The organism is Shewanella kaireitica (assembly GCF_023284045.1).
GTDB lineage: Bacteria > Pseudomonadota > Gammaproteobacteria > Enterobacterales > Shewanellaceae > Shewanella > Shewanella kaireitica.
In genome coordinates, this window is sequence record NZ_JAKIKQ010000028.1 from 1 (window position 1) to 19,994 (window position 19,994).

A 19,994-nucleotide genomic window follows, 5' to 3' on the forward strand; every position below is an offset into this window, starting at 1 on the left:
TCTGCTTTGCATTGGCTTAAAAGGGAATAACCATTTCTTTACCAATGCGCTTTGAATTGAAAAGGCTGAGGGGCTCTGAACTGGTCAAATACTTAATGCAATTGGTATTAGACTAAATTTTAATAATGCTCACACTAACACAAAAAAGCGCCTTGATAGGCGCTTTCTGATTACAAAATAAAGCTACTCTGCTAATGGCTCTGCTTTGTTCTCAAGTAAAACTGGGATGCCATCATTGATCGGGTAAGCAATTTTATCGAACTTACAAATAAGCTGGTTATCTTGTTTATTATACTCAAGCTTTCCTTTACATACTGGACACGCAACAATATCGAGTAGTTTTTTATCAAATGCCATGCTGTTACCTTTGTTTCTCTTCGACCACTTGCTTAACACGGGCCAAAAGTTGTTGATCAAATGAAGGAGATAGCTTCGCATCAACTGCGAGATACCACCAGTTATCTTTTGCAAATTCGCGACATTTCACCGCATCTTTCTCTGTCATTAGCAGTGGACGTTCAGCAGCAAGTGCTGTCAATGTTGCTTCGCTATAAGCACTATGATCATCAAATGCCTGCACCCTATCGAGGCTGTAGCCCATATCAGCTAATGTATCAAAAAAACGAGAGGGGTTACCAATTCCAGCCATAGCCACCACATCCTGTTCAGGTTGTGGTGCGTTGACAAGGCTCTGTTTGCCATTTACAGAGTGCCATAACGTTGGCTGCAATAACATTTGTTGTTCACCACTTCGAGCTTCGCCACCATTAACAATGACGTGTTCGACAGTACTGGTTCGCCATTGACCTTCTCTTAATGGTCCAGCAGGAAGCAACATTCCATTGCCTAAACGACGCTCACCATCAAGAATGACAAGCTCTATATCGCGCCCAAGCGCATAATGTTGCAAGCCGTCATCACTGATAATAATATCGACATCGAAATCATTTAGTAATTGATGCGCAGCATCTATACGTTTCGCACCGACGACCATTGGCACTTGCGTTCTTGCCACAATCATTGCAGGCTCATCGCCGACTTGGTTTGCATTATCACTAGGATAAACCGAACGTACCCCATCAATTTGTACACCATAACCCCGACTGATAACACCGGGCTTATAACCGTGCTGGCGCAGTAATTCTATGAGATATATAACGGTGGGGGTTTTGCCGCTGCCACCAACAGTAATATTGCCGACAATAATCACAGGTACTGGTAAAACGGCTTGCGGCTTAACACCAACAGTGTAGAGCTGCCGTCTAAACCAAGTTATAGCTGCAAATAACAGTGACAATGGCCAAAGCACAAAGCGCAGAATATGCCTGTCATACCATAGTTTGTTAACCCAAGATTGCATTTAGCTTCCAAACTGCATTTGGTAAAGGTTGTAATAGATACCTTGCTTTTCAAGTAGCGATGTATGCGTGCCGCGCTCAACTATTTGCCCCTGATCAACAACAAGAATTTGGTCAGCACTTTCAATTGTTGATAGGCGATGAGCAATAACAATTGATGTACGATTATGCCTTAGATTATCGAGACCATCTTGAATCGCCTTTTCTGATTCAGTATCGAGCGCAGAAGTTGCTTCATCTAAAATCAGTACAGGTGAATTACGTAATATCGCCCTTGCAATAGCAATTCGTTGTCTTTGGCCACCAGAAAGCATAACGCCATTTTCACCAATTTGAGTGTCTAGCCCCTTAGGCATAGGCTCGATAAACTCCATCGCGTGAGCAAGAGTGGCTGCGTTAATTATTTGCTCTCGGGTTGCTTCACCTGGGTAGGCATAGGCAATATTATTAGCGATTGAATCATTAAATAACGTAACCTGTTGCGATACTAGCGCCACTTGGCTGCGCAGTGATGCCAACGTGTAGTCATTAATATTGCTGCCATCAAGGGTAATTTCACCCGCTTTGAGGCCGGTATAAAACCGAGTTACTAAGCTTGCGATAGTCGACTTACCTGAGCCTGAACGCCCAACTAGCGCCAATGTTTTTCCCTGCTCTACGGTAAAATCAATACCGTTCAATGCGAGCTTGTCGTGTCCTGGGTAGCTGAAATCAACATTGTTAAATGCCAATTCACCTTTGACTCTCTTTACATCTAACGTGCCTGTATCGCTTTCAGGTTTGGTATCAAGTAGTTCAAATACAGTTGTACATGCAGCGATACCACGCTGGAATTCAGCATTAACGCGGGTTAAATTTTTAATTGGTTGTAACATTGCCAACATCGCACCCAAAATCGTGGCAAATGTACCGGCGGTCAGCTCTGCTTTCATGCTATCAATACTGGCAGCATACAAGATAAAGGCGATTGCGAATGAGCCAATAATCATCACTAAAGGTTGGCTAATAGCTTGTGCAGTGGCGAGTTTCATCGTCTGGTAGCGATTTTGATCGTTTACTTTAGCAAAACGCTGCGCTTCGGTTTCTTGACCACCAAAAGACAGTACATTCTTATGGCCTTTAATCATCTGTTCTGTCGCAGCCGTTACGCCGCCCATCGCCGCCTGTATATTCTTAGATACCTTCCTGAATCGACGACTCACAACGGTAATGACCACCCCAATAATAGGGCCAATAATAAATATCACCAGCGACAGTTTCCATGAGAAGTAAAACATAATAGCAATCATGCCAACAACAGTGATGCTGTCGCGGACAATAGTAATCAAAGCACTACCTGAAGCGCGGGCTATTTGTTCAGTATCGTAGGTAACACGAGAGATTAAGTTACCTGTGTTCTCACTATCAATGTAGCTAACAGGTAGCGTTAGGTAGTGTTCAAACACTTCTTGACGCAGATCCATAATCACCCGTGCACTCATGTAAGAGATACAGTAGGTCGATAGGAAGTTTGCTAAGCCCCTGAGACTAAATAACACGATCACCACAAAAGGCGCCATCATCAGTACATCACTGCCAGAATTAAAGCCACCACTGGTGCCAAGATCTAAATTAGTCAGCCCACCAGCCCCAGTTGGTATTTGGCTAGCCTGGCCACCAAAACCTTCATCAATAAAAGGTTTTATAACTGCGATAAAGGTTGCATCGACTAATGCGTACATCGTTAAGCCAACGACGGCAAAAAATAAAACAGCTTTAAGAGGTTTTAAATAGCCCAGTAGGCGCTTGAAAACTGTCCACACTTCACTTTTAGGAGATGTTGTCATTGGGAGACTTAACGTGTTGGCAAAAAAACTATTCTACTCTGGATTTTCGTTCTCACCAAACCTAAACACTTGGTTATACCAAAATGGCGCAAAATCCGAGCGATATGTATAATAATCAACACTTCCATGCTTAAATATCACACTTAATTGCCCCTCCTCCCCTGTCGTTAATGTCTCAATACCTAAACGATGATAACGCGCTACCACTTCCTCTTTAGGAAATCCATAACGATTATTAAAACCTGCTGGGAATAAAGCTAGTTCGGGTGCGACTGCGTTAATAAAGCCTAAACTTGAGGAAGTTCTACTGCCATGATGCGGAGCACTCATAACCTGACTGACTATCGATTTGTCGGATAGCAATGCAAACTCTGCAGCTGCTTCTATATCGCCGGTCAGCAATATGCTATTACCACCTTTACTAAACCTTATGACACATGAGCCATTATTGCCTGCAGTTGCAAATGTCGGCGCCACAATTTCAAGCTTTATTGCTTGCCACATAAACGCTTTAGGGCGGCAATCTATCGCACCTTCAGCGCTGTCATCTGAAATAACCTGAGTATTTGGAAATGCTGCCATGATGACATCAGCTCCACCAGCATGATCATTATCAGCATGGCTTATTATTAAGTAATCAACTTGACTAATCCCTTTCTCTTTCAAAAAAGGCAAAACTACCCGCTCAGCGTAACTAAAAGTGGCACCAAAGCTTGCACCGGTATCATAAACTATCGCCCTGCCATTATGCTCTATGACTGCAGACATCCCCTGACTGACATCGAGCATGTGTACTTTCCACAGCTGGTTTTGTTCGTTAACGTACTTTTGAAAAACCAAAATGGTCATTGGCAGCAACATAACGCCAAAAGTTATCTGCCAATAAATATTTCTAAATTGCCGGATAAACCATAAACCAGCCATAGCACTGAGTAACACGGCTATCCATTGATTGGAGAGGTCCAGCCAAGCAAATGAAATCTTGCTAGCGTTATCAAGTAAAAAGATAGCAGGCTCTAATGTCTGATTCGCTAGCCAAAAGGTATTTGTTAAACCCATTTCAACACCGCTTAGCAACCCAATGATGAACAGCAACAAAGAAAGCAAAGCCAAAGGGATCACCACAAAGCTAAACCAAGGTACTAGCAGCAAATTAACCGCTACGCTGATGATTGAGGTGCCGGCAAAGAAGCTCGCCTGTAACAGCCCTAATATTAGCGCCAGCCTCCATTGAATCGCCCAAAACGGCACGAACCACCGCTGTACTGCCCGCCGTAAAAAGCGATATATAGAAGTCAATGATGTTTGAGTAGCAATGTCCTCAATAAACTCATCATTTGGATGCTTGCTAAGCTGTGTTGGCAAGTAACTCGAGATAGTGACAAGAATAACAACCAGCGCCATAAAGGATAGCCAAAAACTGGCACTAAGCGGACTTAGCGGATCGATGAGTAACACGATAAATAACGCATAAAGCAGCCTTTCCCAACTACTTGAAAATCGGCTAAATAACCATGAACACAAATAGGCAAGCAGCATAATGAGTGCACGCTGGGTAGAAACTGAAAAGCCAGCAAGATAAGCATAAGCAATCGCAGTCAAAGCGCACACCAGCATTGCAATTACAGCATTACGTCGACTTTGATTGGCTAGTAACTGAAACAGAATGGTTTTACTGAGTACATAGCCCCAAAAACAGGCAACCGAAAGGTGTAAACCAGAGATTGCAAACAGGTGGCCCGTACCTGTGTTTTTCAACTGCAACCAGCGATTGTTTGTCATCAAGCTTTTATCGCCAACTAATAGCGCTAACATTAAATCCTGTGAAGGGTATTGTTTTAAAGCGGGTTTAAGTTGCTTAATCAGTTCGGCCCTAACATCACTATTTTCAGCTATTAATTGACCATTAATCACTTTGCCTTTAGCAAAGATATGTTTACTGAGCAGATATTTCTGCTGATTAAAACCGCCTTGATTCAATAAACTCGTGATTGGCTTTGGTCTGATTGTAAGCAGCCATTGTTGACCGACTTCAACCTTTGGCGGTTTTGACCATGATAATCTAAGCTTTCGAGCTAACGAGCGGGGCAAAATTGAATCAATCAGCATAATATCCATACTAATCCAGTCGCCGTTTGAGTTAACTAGTGATATGATTTCGCCCTTAACATCTATAGTGTCAACGTATTCACTTGTATCCCAGCTCATTAATAACGCATTAAAAGTCGTTATCCAGCTAAGTGCAATTAGGCCACCTGCCAATACTGGGGTATGCCGAATAACAACCATTGCCAACATAATGAACAACGGCAAGGTAGCAAGTTGAGGGAGCGATGGCCAAAGCATTGCTGATATTATCGTGGCACAAAAGCCACACATGAATCCATTCATAGTGACGTAAGTTAAGACAGCAAATTCAAGTTATGCCAAAAAAATTATTAGAAAGATTTATGCCGAAGCCTGAAACATTGCGCAATCACAAGAACCTGCGCATGTTTGGTGATCTTTTACTAAAACCCAATTTATGGGCATTAAACCGGCGCTCAGCGCCTGGTGCATTTGCTGTTGGATTGTTTGTAGCTTGGATCCCGATGCCATTTCAAATGGTATTAGCAGCAGCACTCGCAATACTTTTTAATGTAAACCTACCACTTGCTGTTGCACTCGTTTGGGTGACAAACCCTGTAACCATGCCTTTTATGTTTTACGTTGCTTATATCCTTGGTGCGAAGCTTCTTGGCAATCCTCCTCAAGAATTTGCATTTGAAGCAACTTGGCAGTGGGTTGAGTCTTCAATTGAAACCATTGGTCCATCATTTTTACTTGGTTGCCTAGTCTTAGGCGCTCTTTTTGCAATTACCTCTTACTTCACGATAAGAACATTATGGAAATATTCAGTATTGTTTAAGTGGAAAAGCCGCAACAAGTAATACCAATTGCATTAAGTATTTGAGCAGTTCAGAGCCCCTCAGTCTTTTCAATTCAAAGCGCATTGGTAAAGAAATGGTTGTTCCCTTTTAAACCAATGCAAAGCAGAAGTGGAAAGACTGAGGAGCTCACGTAGTGCGGCTGAGGTTAAACAAATTGGCGAATCGCTGTATGCTTCGCTATGGGATTTGGATATACGACTAAATGGATTTAGAAGGTAGAGCGAAGCAGAATGCCAGAGCCGAGAATAACTATTAGCTCAAATCCCGCTACTTGCCTACAGCGTTTTGAATTCCCGCTGAATGGTCAAACTTTTAATGCAATTGGTATTATATTCTTAGGCAAAATATACAGCCATAAAAAAAGCAGCTTATCGCTGCTTTTTTATGACTGTAAGGTTTACTTGGTAGATTGTTTTTCAAGTACGCTTTTCATCGAAGGGACTATCGTGGTTGGATCAAGTCTCATTTGATACCAGTTAATTCGCCAATCTAAATGCGGCCCCGTTGCGCGACCTGTCGCACCGACTTCTGCAAGTTTGTCTCCCTGCTTAACTGTCTGCCCCTCTTTGACATACAATTTGCTCAGATGCAGAAAACTTGAACTGACACCATAACCATGATCAATAATCATGGTACCACCAGAATAAAACATGTCTGCGACCGATAATGAAATAACACCATCCGCAGGAGCCACCACCACAGTGCCCGTTTTAGCTGCAACATCCACACCGTAATGAGGCGTGCCTGGTTTGCCGTTATAGACCCGCTGACTACCATAGACACCAGAAATACGTCCGGTGAGCGGCCAAATAAACGTTTGGTTAAACGCGTCATTTGGGCTAAATTGCGCTCGGGCTGTTTTGACCTGTTTACTGTCCTTCGCTGCTCGACTTTGCGCTTTAGGATCAGGTTTCATTATTTTCTTGCTGATCCCATTAACTTGTTGAATTTTATAGTCACGCTTTTCAATCGAAAGCGGTTTAAGCTCAGTTAAGCCGTCGGGGTAAACGAGTTTAAGCATTTGCTTTAACTCCGCTTCCCTCGAAAATCCAAAAGCAAATTCTCCATTAGGGTTAACCTTAATGGGGTCATCGTTTAAATAGACTTGCGTACCAGGCTGCACTTTAGCTCGGATCAAGGCGCCTTGTTTAAACTCGCCGTTTAATTCAACTTGAGCACTGATTGAAGTAGAGACCAAAGCAGCAATACCAGCTATGGCTAGTGAGGCAATTTTATTCAAAATATCTCCTTGGGTTTAACTTCTACATTGTCTACTTGCGATAGCACCCTTACCGATCCCTTCATAAGCGATGACTTTAAAGTTACTACTAGGCACTTTCTCAGATAAGGTTTGTGCCATGTAATCCGCCAATAGCTCTACAGTGGTGTCGTGAGGCAATACGTCACAACAGCCCTTAGGCATAGCCAGCTGGAAGTCTCCCTGCGGAGCTTGATAATGGAAGCCCAAATGCGTGTCGTCATTGACTTGTGTCTGTGGAGAAAGTGTTAGCGTTTGTACCGACACACAATCCTCGTCACTTCCTAGGTAAATATCATGCCAGCGTTTGGCCCAGTACTCATCCCACTTTGGTGCAGCTACCCCATTTTCAAATACGGTTACCGGACTTCTGTGTCCATGAGCAATACGTTGGCAATTACCATCATGTTTCTTAAGCCCATGAGTATAATGATAAAAAGGTGCATCATGAATTTCATTTCGCAGCGTTAAAGATATGCCTTCAACGTTCGCAGGCAACACCTCTTTAAGCGCTTTTTGCAAGAACTTATTAACACTTTCAAAATCGATAATTTCGCTTGGGATCAGCGCAAATGCTTGCGAAGGACAGGCTAAGTGCATGCTACCCTGTTGGCTATCAAAGTCCATCCAGACTCTATCACCTTGTTGTTGCCAGCGCACTTCACTGCAGGCCGTTGGGATCAGTAGGCGATGATCAGCTACGTCATCGATGGTGTTTTTAATGGTCCGTTTTACTTTTGCAAAATCGAGCACCATGTTTTGCTCATCTAAGCCACCATCTAACAAAACATCGACAATCCAACTTTCACCAACCATGCCACGAATTGGACATAGGTAAGAAAAATCAATCACAGTTAAATCTTTAACAAATAGTTGCATTTAAGCTCCTAGGTAGAAAAACAGTCTACCTTGCACAATCCAGGCAGCAATGGCTGCAGGATGAAATGATAACAATCAATACCTAGCACTCGCTGAGCGCTCAAACCTTGATACTGATTGGTATTACAATAATTGCTGTAGCTTACAATGATAAACAGCAATATTCGACAACTTTAAACTAAGAGCGCTCAATAACTAATCTCTAGACATAAAAAAACCGAGCGTAGTTACACTCGGCTTCCATTCAAGCTCATAAAGAGGGCTTATTTATTCACCTTTTAAGCGCCGATCAAGCTGATCTTTAAGATTTGCCGGAACACCCTTTATGATAATCGTATCTGACACAGGATCGTAAATAACACGCTCACCAAGATGCTGACCATCAAAACTGAGTGTGACTCCACCGCCAGTACCGGAAAACTTTTTCAACTGTCTCAGTGTTGGCTTATCACCTGGGAACTCCTCTTCGAGGTCGTAATCGCCACCCTGAGCAAAATCATAGAATGAGTCCATGCCTTGATCTGCTAGCTCATCCGCAAGATCTTTAATCTGAATGTCAGCACCTTCGTCGCAGCGCTCAGTACAGTAGTCAAACACTCGCTCACGCGCGGTTTGACGCTCATCTTTTGTCAACTCACTACCACCAACAAAGTCCTCAACGGCATTCATCAATGATTTGTTCTGTGCTTTGGTATTAACACCTTCAACGCAGCCCATGAAATCGAGGAAAAAGTCAGCGACTTTACGCCCTGCTCTGCCACGAACAAAAGAGATGTACTTTTTAGACTCTGGATCTGCTTGCCATTCAGTCAGGTCAATACGAGCGGCAAGTTGAACGTTGTTGAGATCTAAGTGAGTATTTTGCGTCAGCTCCATATCATCTAACACTGTCATTGAGGACTTAGCGTTAAGTAAGGATACAAACAAAAAGTCGCTGGTCATATAGGTATAGCAAGAGAGTAGCAAAAATCCGCCAGTGCTAAAGTCATACTTAGCGAGCTCTTCTTGCAGTAGTTTTCCGGCAATACCTGAGAATTCAACAAAGCCTAAATCATTACTACGATATTGACTCAAAGCAGCTTCAAACTTGGTGTTTGCTTCACCGTCATCACCACTGATGCCAAAATGACCAAAACCTTTACCCGCCTTTGTGGTGTAGGTCTGATGCAGTTCATCTAACATCGTCTCTACGGCTTGGCTGTTTAATAACGGTTGTGGGCGTAAACGACAGCTAAGCTGACCGTCTCCATCTTGAGAAATGGCATGGATGATTGCTTGTTCGACGTTAATACTCATTGAGCCTCGATAGAAAGTTGCTTAGAGCCATAGCCTGTGAATCAGCTCTATAGTGGTAAATAAATTAGTTTGTTTACGCCTGCAGCCTTTCAGTCAATGTCGGCTACATGAATAACATGACGGCAGATATCATACCAGACAGAAATCAGAAATCCAGATGGTAAATATGCCGCTACAGTAAAGGTTTTAACAATGTGATTGGCAAGGTGATAATGGTAATAAAACAGCCACTAATCCATTTATATCGTCTAGCTAATTAAGAGGCTAATCCCCATACAGAGTTCATTGCTACTCTTTGAATTGACACTGCGCAATCCCCCTTTAACAAGACTTTGTCTCATTCTAATACACAATAAATGATAAAAGCCCCAACAGGAGATCAAAAAGTGCAGAGCTTATCGGAAAAATCCGTTATTATATGCCGTTAATCAAGATTTAAAGTGAACTTTTTCAATTATGGCTATCCAATCTAAATATTCAAACACGCAAGTTGAATCACTCATTACTGAGCTATTAGCGGTTTTAGAGAAGCATCAATCACCAACAGACTTGAGTCTGATGGCTCTGGGGAACTGTGTAACCCATCTGTTGCAAAATAAAGTACCTGCTGAAGCTCGTGACGTTGTTACAGAGCAGTTTGCAAAAGCTTTATCGCAATCGGTTAAAAATAGCTAGACTAAACAAAGAGCCACATTGAGTAAGGGTTTAACCATTTATGCTTAGACCCATTAACTGCAATTAAGAGAAAAATGAGTCAGCATGGTTGAGCGACAAAAACAGATAGGGCGAGATCGAGTTTCACGTTTAGTGAGCTGGGGACATTGGTTTGCTTTCTATAATGGTCTACTGGCCATTATTGTTGGTTATCGATATCTCGATACTGTTGGTTTTCCAGAGTCAATCGTAGGCTGGAGCTATTTAGCATTAAGTACTATTGGCCACTTTAGCTTCCTTGCTTTTATGGTCTATTTAGTACTCATTTTTCCTATCACCCTGTTGCTTCCTTATTCAAAAATACTAAGAGGCTATGCCGCTGTCGTCGCTACATTAAGTTTGTGTATGCTACTTTACGACACCATTATATATGACGATTATGGCCTACACCTTAGTCCCTTTGTATTTGATTTGGCATGGGCTGATTTAAATGGATTGTTGCAAGGCACCTCTTATATTATTACGCCAATCGGTATTCTCGCTTTAGAGCTAACGCTCGCTAATTACTTATGGAAACGTATAGAAAAAATCCGTAAACGTAATTATGGTAACAAAGTCGTTGGGGTTGTTGGCTTATGCTTTATTGCCAGCCACCTGATACATATTTGGGGAGATGCCGCTGACGTCACCGAAATAACGCAGTTTGATGATGCCTATCCACTTTCATATCCTGCGACAGCAAGAAGCTTTATGGAAAGTTATGGCATCGATAATACCCATGAAGATCAAGATCAAACAAGACCCAAAACCAGCCTCAAGTATCCATTATCGCCCATGCAATGCATGCCTGACGATAAACCTAATATTTTGTTCATTGCGATTGATAGCCTACAGGCGAAGTTAGTCGATAATAAAACAATGCCTTTTTTAACCACCTATGCAAATAATAATCAATCTTTTCAAAAGCATTTAAGTGGTGGCAATCAATTTAGTAGCGGTATGTTCAGTCTGCTTTATGGCTTACAAGGCAGTTATATGAATGCCATCGATCTGCATTATGAAAGCCCAGTGTTAACTCAAGAACTGGTGGCCAATGGCTATCAGTTAGGATTGTTTACTAGTGTGGATACCATCGCTCGCCCTCAAGCGATTTTTGATGACTTCGAGCGAATTGACTCTCAATATGATGATAGTTATGCAAGTTCGGATATCAGATCAGTTGAAAACTGGCAAGCATGGACCCAAGATTCAACACAACCTTGGTTTACACTATTAAATTTAAAGTCCCCTGATAGCTACGACACACCTATCGGCTTTCTTGGTGTTAAGACAGTAAAAGCGGATACAACATTAAAGTCGGCTGAAAAAGTACTATTCAATCAATACCGTCAGTCATTGAACTTTATAGATAGTCAGTTGAAAGAAATATTGACTGATTTACCTGACAACACATTAGTTGTCATCACTGGTGTTAGCGGAAAAGTGTTTACCAGTAATCCGACAGAAGCCAGGGTAAACCTTTCGCCAGATAACGTTCAAGTTCCAATGGTTATCCATTGGCCTAAACAGAGTACACATAAACGTATCAACTACAGAACAACTCACAATGCACTTATGCCTACATTGATGACACAAGTGCTTGGCTGTACTAATCCAACGGCTGATTTTAGTGCTGGTAGCAGCCTTACGCAACCAAGTGACAGAACTTGGGTTTATACTGGTGACAACCGTATATTTGCGATCTACCAACAGTCTGAAATTACTACTATCGATCGACACGGAAAGTATAGAATTTATGATCGTGAATATAAAAAGCGCCTTAGAAAGAAGATGAGTGCACCAGAGTTAATTGAAGTCATGCGTGAGGGAAGAAGGTTTTATATCCATTAGGATAGTTGAAAAAGTTTATAAACTAGCCAAACAAAACAATGATGTTAATGAAGCGCTTGCAGCGATTGCGATGACTTGTTAAAGTGCTGGCTCTTCAGAATTACGCCAAGTTTATAGTTATTCTGTAGAACATTTCGGGATATGGCCTAGTCCGGTAAGGCGCTTGTCTGGGGGACAAGAGATCACAGGTTCAAATCCTGTTATCCCGACCAATTCAAATAAAAAAGCCAGCATATAGCTGGCTTTTTTATTTGCTAAACATCACTAGATTTTAGTCGTGGCAGTCTGCACACTCTTTAATCGTTAGATCGACTGTGTGTAGTTCAGTATCTAACTCATGAGCACTTTCCATGTCGTGACAATCGTTACAAGTTGCGATGGTCGCTTCCATTTCAGTATGTGCTGCTACATCAATTTTTTCATGACAATCAGTACAATTAACAGCCATCGCAGAAGCAGAAAAGGCTAGTACAGCAAACATAGATAAGTATTTCATAACAGTTCCTTAATCACGGAGTTGTTGCACTTAAACTCTGAAATGTTACAGACTATCTAAGTACAATTTTTAAAATTACACCCAAAAAAGTTTATTTAAAAATAAACACTTAAATGACATAACTCAATGCCTAACATGATAACAATTAACATTAATTGAATCTTAAAACGGCGCTATTTTATGAACAAAAGCTGAATAGATAAGCGATAAGATATCAATGCTGTGAACTAGATCTAGTTTGTATGAACACCCCAATCCATTTGCCAATTTTATGACAAATATAGCCAACTAACATCATCCGCTAGTTTCATTAGCCCTTAAGCTTGCAGACTGAGTTTTATTTGATAAAAGAACAGACTAACTGTTGCTATCACAGCTAAAAGTTAATAAATTGTAGCTAATATCGATAATAAAAATAATGACTTTAGTACGCACAAGATAAGTCAGCAGAAAGGTTTAGCTTTTGGAAAAGATAAAGCAACAAAAGCTCCTATTAGCGACTCTTTTAGGCATGATAGGTTTCTTCATGAACCTCTATCCACTGCCATTGTTCGCTAATATACAGCTCATTTTAGGTAACGCCAGTTACGTCATCAGCGCTGTTTTATTTGGCCCATGGTACGCTCTTTATACTGCAGCTCTGGCAGTCACAGGGTTGTTTATCACTTGGGACAGCCCACATGTTTATTTAATATTCACTATTGAAGCGGTGTGCATAGGACTAGCTAGACGAAAAGATATCTACTCTCTGTATTCAAGTATCGCTTTTTGGATAATCATAGGCATGCCTTTGTTTTATCTTTATATGATGACTTACACAAGTTTACCTAGCAGCCACCTACCCTTTATCGTCCTTAAACAGGGCATAAATGGTGTTTTTTATGCTGCTGTTGGCTCATTACTTGTGATATTAACCCCCTCTTTTTGGCTTTTTCAACCAAAAACAAAAGACAAACAACGCCGTACTTTTAATGCTCAACTAACCTATGCAATTACACTGGTCATCACATTAGCCTTGTTGCTAGCAGCTCTGCTGTTCAATAATCAATTTATCAACCGGCAGCAAGAGCTATTGCTGCAAAATATCAATGAATCTTCCCTGCATCTCGGCAAGTTAACCCAAGCCTATATTGACAACCACGTTCTCGCATTAAACAGTGCAGCAAACTGGTTAAGCCTTTATGAAGCAGAAGTTGACCAAAAGCAGCTCGCACTGGGACAGCTGCACAATCAGTATCCAGGGTTTATCACCATGTTGATAGCCGATGAAAAAGGCATCATCAAAAGTGCAAGCCCAGTGTCACTATTTAACAGCAAGAGCAATCCCCCCTCAGAGTTAAACATTTCAGATAGAGATTACTTCATTGAAGCTTTTGTCAATCAGAACTATTTTACCTCACCAGTGTTTTTAGGCAGAGGCTTTGGCAACGATCCCATTGTCGCCATAAGTGCACCACTATACCGTCCTAACAACGCTTATCACCCAATAGGGATCATAGAAGGCTCTCTCGACCTAAAGCGATTTAAAGAGATAGATAAAACAAATAAGCTATTTAGAGAGCAATTTATTGTTGTTGTCGATCAACAAAAACGCATTATTTTTTCTTCACCAGAACTGAATGTTAAGCCACTAACCGAATTTAGCTATTCACAAAATAATGCAGACTCTAGTAGCGGGTTGCCAACCCTAAATATTCATGACAAAACCAATATTGCCCCCGAATATCTTTACGCCTCTTATGAGCTTAATAATGAATGGACACTTTATGTTCTCAACCCTTTTAGGCCTTTGGTCGTCCTTGTCGAACAGATGTATATTGCTACTTTTGCGATACTTGCGCTTTCTCTTATCGTTACTTTTCTAATCACTCGCGTCATCAGCGGCAGACTTACACGTCCGCTAGAGAGAATTGCCAATAAATTCAGCACATCCAACAAAAATGACAATAGTGACTACAGCATTGACGAGGAGTCGCCAAAGGAAGTCTACTCCCTGTATATGCGGCTTAAGCAAAGTAAAAGCCAGCTTATTGGCTATCAACTGGCGCTCGAAGAAAAAGTGGCGTTAAGGACACTTGAGTTAGAGCAAGCCAATGAACAACTAAAATCTCTTGCAGAAAAGGACTCTCTGACAGGGCTTTATAACCGGCGCTATGCAGAACAACAATTTCCATTAGTTCAAGAAAGCTGCCAAAGAAGCGATGAAGTTATCGCGGTAGCCCTATTAGATCTCGACAGATTCAAAGCTATTAACGATACGTATGGCCACTTAAGTGGTGATCTGGCACTCAAGAGCGTCGCCAGACTACTCGAAGATGATTTTAAAAGAGATGATGATATTATAGTGCGCTTTGGCGGAGAGGAGTTTCTGGTCATTATGCCGCTGTGTAATGCATTAAAAATTGAATCTCATCTCGAAAGCTTTAAACAACGACTAGCGGAAATTGTTATTGAAAATCCCGCTAACAATGTTCGTTTTAGCGTAACAACAAGTATCGGGGCCGTTATCGCAAATGGTACCTACAGCTGCTCTCTTGAAGACTGGATAAAGCAAGCAGATCTAAATCTATACCAAGCAAAAGATACCGGTAGGAACAAATTAGTCTTTACAACCTTAGAAGATACATTAACGTGACTTAAGTTTAATCAGTGATAAGCGTATCCATTTTTTCAATCATGTAGTTAAAAAATGGATTCCATTTCTGTCTCAACATCTCACTTGAGGGAACACTCAACACTCCTCGCTCACCTTTTGAGGCTCCTGCACCGATTTGGACTCTATGATGAACGGGTTTTCGATGTGGGCCATAGAGTTCATCCATTTCAGGAAAAGGCAAAGCAACGTGAGACAGCGAATAGGTTTGTTTAGGCCATTGCTCTGTAACGGGTTTAATCACACTATCAGTGGTTAAACTCCTTGCCTGTACCGCCCCTCTTTTATCGCCTGTATTCTCAATAATGGTAAAGTCGAAATCAAGCTTGGCTGATTTAATTAAATCCGTATAAGGCGTTAAAGGATCTGTCGCGATTAAGCTTAGGTTAACTTGAGTGCGGTTAATATCAAACATGACCAGTTCATGTTGATTTTTAGACAATTGCAGGTACAAATCATTGACCACAGCCATGCTATCAACTGTGTCATCAGTTAAAGACTGAAACGTTAACACTGGAGCAAGGCGTTCTCGCGCACGACTATCCAATTGCTTGAAAAGTTCAACATTACGGCTAGCGAGCTGATACACCACATCCCCCGCGTTTACCGCAAATGAACTGTATTTGAATGGATCATACTCAGTTTGAATACTATTCCAACTTAGCTTATCAAGTCCTAATAGATGACCAAGCCTTGATTGCCATTTTGCACCAACAGCCACAGGCGGAAGCCCTATAGCAGGTGATAGGAACACTAGCCCCGAAAAGTCTCCACTTTTCCCTATAGCAATGTTTTCAAGCTCATGATTAAGTGCAAGCGCTGCGCCAGTCGAAAACCCAACCACATAAATAGGTTTATCTTGCATTACTCGCTTCAAGTGCTCAGTCGCTATAGTTACTGCAGCCGCCATATCTTGCCAAGTAACATCGACCAGCCCTGACGGCAATGTCCCATGCCCTGGTAGTCTTAGCCCTATGACATGCGCTGACTCTTTATAGTGCTTAGCGAAGTATTGCATCGCATAGGGAGAGTCTGACATACCGTGCAACAACAAAATGCCGTAATCAGCTTTATCATTTTTCCATTCGAAACTTCTATTCCAATTTTCGGCCCATTTTCCGGGGTCTGAATAACTCCCCGCAACATAACGATTAAGGACCAATAAGGATTCGGACTTAGTTTTAGCGATAACCTTATCTTCAACTTCCGCAAACAATTTGTCCTCTAAACGCAAATAATCATTGAAGCTAGCAATGCTCGGCTGTTGACGATATTGTGCCTTAAGCTCAGTGGTATGCCATATATCCAGTTCTGGACGGGAATTTAGATACCAAACAGCGGCTACAATTAAGGCAATACTGGTTCCAATAGAGGAGTAAAAGAGTGCAAATGCTAAATGCTTTGCCGATCCAATTACAATGGATTTCATCATCAATAGAGCTCATTAATAAGTTGTTGGTATAAAAAGATATAGTGAGTAGAATACTGATTAACAACTTTAACTTACACTGTTTTTAGTCGTAAACAAATAGACAATATTATGATTGGAACTGAACACGCTAATACGTGCTTTTACCTGCCTACGCCACCCAAAGTCCCAAAAAAGTGGAACCACTTAGATACAGGTGCAACTCAAGCTTTAATCGAGTTGAATGGTAACCATTGGCGCAAAATATTGACCATCATGGCTAAAATTGTAGTCAATGATAAAGATTGGCGACAATATCGTAATCAGCATTTATTAAAACGTGATGAATCTATTGCTATCGGCGCGAACAACCTATGTAGTACGGCACAGCGACACATTATTTGTGGTAAAGAAAGCGCGGACGTTTTAAATCTAGATAGTACAGAATTCGTGCAGTTAGACTTGCAGGAAACCAGCTTGTTAAAGCATCTAGATCAAAATATTTATTTATGTCCCTATTTAGACTATCGGCAGTTTCCCAATACACAGATCGATTTATTAAGACAGACTCTGGGTCTTGCTCCGCTATGCACGACATCCGATTAAAAAGCGCCGATGGGCACTTTCTAATCGAGCAGAATATTAATCGTAGATGGTCGGAATTGCATCACGTTTATGTTGCGTCGCACGATAGATATTCACTAAGCGATCATTAACAGCTTCACTCACTTCCTTCCCTTCAAGAAAGTCATCAATCTGGTCATAGGTTAAACCTAATGCAATTTCATCTTCAAGCTGAGGCTGTCCCTCTTCAAGATCTGCCGTCGGTGCTTTATGAACTAAAATTTCGGGAGCCCCCAAAAATTGGGCTAATTGTCGAACTTGGCGCTTATTTAAACCAAATAATGGAGCCAAATCACATGCGCCATCCCCCCATTTAGTATAGAAACCGGTAATATTTTCTGCGCTATGATCAGTACCAACAACTAACCCAGCAACAAGCCCCGCGATCTCATATTGAGCGACCATACGCATTCTTGCTTTAACATTACCTTTCACAAAATCAACTTTATCCGTACCAGGTAACGCGATTCCAGCGGCCTCTATTGCCGTTAGCGTCTCAGAATGTACTCCGTTGACGCCTTCTTTTATATTCACAGTCACCTGTTTAGAAGGCTTAATAAATTGACAAGCTAGCTGCGCTTCGTCTTCATCTTTTTGAATGTCATACGGTAAACGAACCGCAATAAATTGATAATCAGAGTCTTCGGTATCAGCATTAAGTTCTTCGACAGCCAATTGGCACAAACGCCCAGCTAGAGAGGAGTCGACGCCGCCACTTATCCCCAACACAACTGATTGAGTGCTTGATTGCTTAAGTTTGGCTTTAATAAATGCGACTCTTCTTTGTACTTCAAAAGCTGGGTCAATTGCTTTGAGTACTTTCATTTCCCTTAAAATCTGTCCTTTCACGTAATAAACTCCAATGACATCAGTTGTTAACTAAGAAACTCAACCATTATGATCGAAATAACATAACAATACACGGCTATATTAACCTGAATATGCAACAACTCCTCTTTAGCTTGCAATTATTTACTATTCCTATGGTTCACAGCTAAGATAGACTGAATATACCGACCTAATCAGCAAACATAAGCATGCAAGACACGATTCAATACTGGCACCCACAAATCGTTAAAGAGATGGAGCTAAGTAAAGCTTGCTTTAACAATTTTGTATTCGAACAACACGTACACCTAGATTACCACCTTGGTGTCGTTGATTACGGTTGCCAAGAATATCGCCATAAGGGAGCGAGTTATCGTTTAAGTCCGCAGCAAATATCGACCTTAAATCCAGATGAGAGTCACAACGGCTTTAGTTTTCTAGACAGTGGCTACAGGGCTCATGTCATGGCTTTGCCACTTCACTATGTAAAAACTCTTGAAGCTGAATTTAACCAACCACTATTCTTCAATCAACCACTCTATCCTGATAGCCAATTGTATCGTTATTTTCTGATGTTACATAACCAGTTAACCCTTGCTAATGACAAAGTCAGTTCCCTACAAGCAGAAACCATGCTAATGGCTTTTATGACTGAGTTATTCAGCAGAAACAATCAAGCACCGTTAACGGAACCAAAACATTACCGTTTATCAACAGCGCAGTTAGAGACAATAAAATCACTGTTTCACAATGACATTGGTGCTGGTTTCGATCTAGCCTACCTTGCTAATACTCTCGCGCTGAGCAAGTTTCAATTCTTAAGACAGTTTAAAAGCGCTACCGGAATGACTCCACATGCTTATTTAAAAAGGATGCGGTTAGAATATGCAAAGAAGGCTCTGTTAAGTGGAAGTAGCGTCAGTGATGTTGCTCATCAAGTCGGTTTTTTTGACCAGAGTCATTTCAATAAAGCTTTTAAACAAGCCTATTTGACCACTCCTGCAATGTTTCAACGCCATATATAATGCGAGTCTAAGGTGCCTTAATATATGCACCTCTACGCCAAGCTATATCCACAACTATTTGCCCAAGGGGTTTAGTTAAACAATAGCAATTGCAGTCGCTGCAATTTTTTACAATCAATATTATCGAGACTAAGTAATAATCACGGTTAATATTGATACTTTGCTTCTTTACAATTGAGATTTTAACTCGCTTATGGATGTTCAATTACTCATTTCCCTCGCAGTGATCCACACTATCGCTTTAGCCAGTCCAGGCCCTGACTTTGCTTTGGTCGTTAAACTATCGACTCAAGAGAACAGAGCCGTTGCGATTGCATCAGCTGCAGGGATCTCTGTCGCTATCCTAGCCCACACCCTATTGAGTTTGACGGGATTAAGCTTGATCATTCATAGTTCTGAGCAGTTATTTATACTGGTACAACTTATTGGCGCAAGTTATCTTGCTTGGATGGGAGTTGGTGCCGCACGCGCAGCATTATCACATTGGCGCGATCCAGTTGCCTTAGAAAAGGCACAGCAAAGCGAAGGATTAAGCGTTAAAAAAGGTTTTTTACAAGGCCTCTACACCAACCTTTTAAACCCTAAAGCATTAGTGTTTTTTATCACTCTGTTTTCAACACTCATCACACCGCAAGTGTCATTCATAACTAAAAGTGTTGCAGCGTTATTACTGTTCACTCTCTCTATGATGTGGTTTAGTCTTATTGCTATGGTACTAACCAAACCCAAAATACAGATTAAGCTAAAACGAGCAACACCAGTCATAAATCTGCTGACAGGTTTTGTGTTTATCAGCGTCGCTTTGGTGATTATATCTGGAGTGATTATATAAAAAATGGCAATCATTACTGAATGCCAAACATCTATTT

General features: G+C 41.4%; 17 protein-coding genes and 1 tRNA gene. 8 read left to right on the plus strand and 10 right to left on the minus strand.

Annotation, left to right across the window (positions count from 1 at the left end; all coding sequences use genetic code 11):
* Positions 1–183: 183 nt before the first annotated feature.
* The 4 genes from L2730_RS21235 to L2730_RS21250 are packed head-to-tail and all read right to left on the minus strand — an operon-like array spanning position 184 to position 5,530.
* Positions 184–357 (minus strand): Trm112 family protein, encoded by a 174-nt coding sequence (locus tag L2730_RS21235; RefSeq protein WP_020912385.1) that lies wholly within the window; start codon positions 355–357, stop codon positions 184–186.
* Positions 358–361: 4 nt separating this feature from the next.
* Entirely contained in the window at positions 362–1,360 is a 999-nt protein-coding gene (gene lpxK, locus L2730_RS21240) for a tetraacyldisaccharide 4'-kinase (RefSeq protein ID WP_248976412.1), read from the minus strand.
* Entirely contained in the window at positions 1,361–3,184 is a 1,824-nt protein-coding gene (gene msbA, locus L2730_RS21245; protein WP_248976413.1) for a lipid A export permease/ATP-binding protein MsbA, read from the minus strand.
* A 33-nt stretch (positions 3,185–3,217) separates the two neighbouring features.
* A complete protein-coding gene (locus L2730_RS21250) occupies positions 3,218–5,530 on the minus strand; it encodes a DNA internalization-related competence protein ComEC/Rec2 (protein ID WP_248976414.1) in 2,313 nt (770 codons plus the stop codon).
* A 77-nt stretch (positions 5,531–5,607) separates the two neighbouring features.
* Between L2730_RS21250 and L2730_RS21255 the strand changes: the two genes are divergently transcribed.
* Positions 5,608–6,114 carry a DUF2062 domain-containing protein gene (locus L2730_RS21255; RefSeq protein ID WP_248976415.1) on the plus strand — a complete coding sequence of 169 codons (507 nt, stop codon included), beginning with the start codon at positions 5,608–5,610 and terminating at the stop codon, positions 6,112–6,114.
* 397 nt (positions 6,115–6,511) lie between these two features.
* Here L2730_RS21255 and L2730_RS21260 read toward each other — a convergent pair whose 3' ends face one another.
* From L2730_RS21260 to yejK, 3 genes are all read right to left on the minus strand, one after another.
* Positions 6,512–7,354, minus strand: coding sequence for a M23 family metallopeptidase (locus L2730_RS21260; protein ID WP_428848483.1), 843 nt, complete (start codon positions 7,352–7,354; stop codon positions 6,512–6,514).
* Positions 7,355–7,369: 15 nt separating this feature from the next.
* Positions 7,370–8,251, minus strand: coding sequence for a 6-carboxytetrahydropterin synthase (locus L2730_RS21265; protein WP_248976416.1), 882 nt, complete (start codon positions 8,249–8,251; stop codon positions 7,370–7,372).
* A 267-nt stretch (positions 8,252–8,518) separates the two neighbouring features.
* Positions 8,519–9,547 carry a nucleoid-associated protein YejK gene (yejK, locus tag L2730_RS21270; RefSeq protein WP_248976417.1) on the minus strand — a complete coding sequence of 343 codons (1,029 nt, stop codon included), beginning with the start codon at positions 9,545–9,547 and terminating at the stop codon, positions 8,519–8,521.
* Between the two features lie 456 nt (positions 9,548–10,003).
* On the opposite strand from yejK, the gene L2730_RS21275 reads away from it, so the two are divergent.
* From L2730_RS21275 to L2730_RS21285, 3 genes are all read left to right on the plus strand, one after another.
* Positions 10,004–10,222: a YejL family protein gene (locus tag L2730_RS21275; protein WP_248976418.1), complete on the plus strand. Its 219-nt coding sequence runs from the start codon at positions 10,004–10,006 to the stop codon at positions 10,220–10,222.
* A gap of 84 nt (positions 10,223–10,306) precedes the next feature.
* Entirely contained in the window at positions 10,307–12,091 is a 1,785-nt protein-coding gene (locus tag L2730_RS21280; RefSeq protein ID WP_248976419.1) for a DUF3413 domain-containing protein, read from the plus strand.
* Between the two features lie 135 nt (positions 12,092–12,226).
* Positions 12,227–12,303, plus strand: a tRNA-Pro gene (locus L2730_RS21285).
* A gap of 59 nt (positions 12,304–12,362) precedes the next feature.
* Here L2730_RS21285 and L2730_RS21290 read toward each other — a convergent pair.
* On the minus strand, positions 12,363–12,587 hold the full coding sequence (locus L2730_RS21290) for a cytochrome c3 family protein (protein WP_248976420.1): 225 nt from the start codon (positions 12,585–12,587) through the stop codon (positions 12,363–12,365).
* A 463-nt stretch (positions 12,588–13,050) separates the two neighbouring features.
* Here L2730_RS21290 and L2730_RS21295 point away from each other — a divergent pair, with 463 nt between their 5' ends.
* Positions 13,051–15,222: a diguanylate cyclase gene (locus L2730_RS21295; protein WP_248976421.1), complete on the plus strand. Its 2,172-nt coding sequence runs from the start codon at positions 13,051–13,053 to the stop codon at positions 15,220–15,222.
* A gap of 7 nt (positions 15,223–15,229) precedes the next feature.
* Here the strand turns inward: L2730_RS21295 and L2730_RS21300 are convergent, their stop codons facing one another.
* Entirely contained in the window at positions 15,230–16,669 is a 1,440-nt protein-coding gene (locus L2730_RS21300) for an alpha/beta hydrolase (RefSeq protein ID WP_248976441.1), read from the minus strand.
* Positions 16,670–16,780: 111 nt separating this feature from the next.
* On the opposite strand from L2730_RS21300, the gene L2730_RS21305 reads away from it, so the two are divergent.
* On the plus strand, positions 16,781–17,254 hold the full coding sequence (locus tag L2730_RS21305) for a DUF6942 family protein (protein WP_248976422.1): 474 nt from the start codon (positions 16,781–16,783) through the stop codon (positions 17,252–17,254).
* A gap of 36 nt (positions 17,255–17,290) precedes the next feature.
* Here L2730_RS21305 and nadE read toward each other — a convergent pair whose 3' ends face one another.
* Complete coding sequence (nadE, locus tag L2730_RS21310) at positions 17,291–18,121, minus strand: NAD(+) synthase (protein ID WP_248976423.1); 831 nt, start codon at positions 18,119–18,121, stop codon at positions 17,291–17,293.
* Positions 18,122–18,309: 188 nt separating this feature from the next.
* On the opposite strand from nadE, the gene L2730_RS21315 reads away from it, so the two are divergent.
* Entirely contained in the window at positions 18,310–19,125 is an 816-nt protein-coding gene (locus tag L2730_RS21315; RefSeq protein ID WP_248976424.1) for a helix-turn-helix transcriptional regulator, read from the plus strand.
* Positions 19,126–19,318: 193 nt separating this feature from the next.
* Positions 19,319–19,957, plus strand: coding sequence for a LysE family translocator (locus L2730_RS21320; protein WP_248976425.1), 639 nt, complete (start codon positions 19,319–19,321; stop codon positions 19,955–19,957).
* The last annotated feature ends 37 nt before the right edge of the window (positions 19,958–19,994 follow it).

What these genes read in the sequence shown, in the direction of transcription:
- L2730_RS21235 (WP_020912385.1), bottom strand. Translation starts at nt 357, where the DNA reads ATGGCATTTGATAAAAAACTACTCGATATTGTTGCGTGTCCAGTATGT.
- lpxK (WP_248976412.1), bottom strand. Translation starts at nt 1,360, where the DNA reads ATGCAATCTTGGGTTAACAAACTATGGTATGACAGGCATATTCTGCGC.
- msbA (WP_248976413.1), bottom strand. Translation starts at nt 3,184, where the DNA reads ATGACAACATCTCCTAAAAGTGAAGTGTGGACAGTTTTCAAGCGCCTA.
- L2730_RS21250 (WP_248976414.1), bottom strand. Translation starts at nt 5,530, where the DNA reads ATGCTTTGGCCATCGCTCCCTCAACTTGCTACCTTGCCGTTGTTCATT.
- L2730_RS21255 (WP_248976415.1), top strand. Translation starts at nt 5,608, where the DNA reads ATGCCAAAAAAATTATTAGAAAGATTTATGCCGAAGCCTGAAACATTG.
- L2730_RS21265 (WP_248976416.1), bottom strand. Translation starts at nt 8,251, where the DNA reads ATGCAACTATTTGTTAAAGATTTAACTGTGATTGATTTTTCTTACCTA.
- yejK (WP_248976417.1), bottom strand. Translation starts at nt 9,547, where the DNA reads ATGAGTATTAACGTCGAACAAGCAATCATCCATGCCATTTCTCAAGAT.
- L2730_RS21275 (WP_248976418.1), top strand. Translation starts at nt 10,004, where the DNA reads ATGGCTATCCAATCTAAATATTCAAACACGCAAGTTGAATCACTCATT.
- L2730_RS21280 (WP_248976419.1), top strand. Translation starts at nt 10,307, where the DNA reads ATGGTTGAGCGACAAAAACAGATAGGGCGAGATCGAGTTTCACGTTTA.
- L2730_RS21290 (WP_248976420.1), bottom strand. Translation starts at nt 12,587, where the DNA reads ATGAAATACTTATCTATGTTTGCTGTACTAGCCTTTTCTGCTTCTGCG.
- L2730_RS21300 (WP_248976441.1), bottom strand. Translation starts at nt 16,669, where the DNA reads ATGAAATCCATTGTAATTGGATCGGCAAAGCATTTAGCATTTGCACTC.
- L2730_RS21305 (WP_248976422.1), top strand. Translation starts at nt 16,781, where the DNA reads ATGATTGGAACTGAACACGCTAATACGTGCTTTTACCTGCCTACGCCA.
- L2730_RS21315 (WP_248976424.1), top strand. Translation starts at nt 18,310, where the DNA reads ATGCAAGACACGATTCAATACTGGCACCCACAAATCGTTAAAGAGATG.
- L2730_RS21320 (WP_248976425.1), top strand. Translation starts at nt 19,319, where the DNA reads ATGGATGTTCAATTACTCATTTCCCTCGCAGTGATCCACACTATCGCT.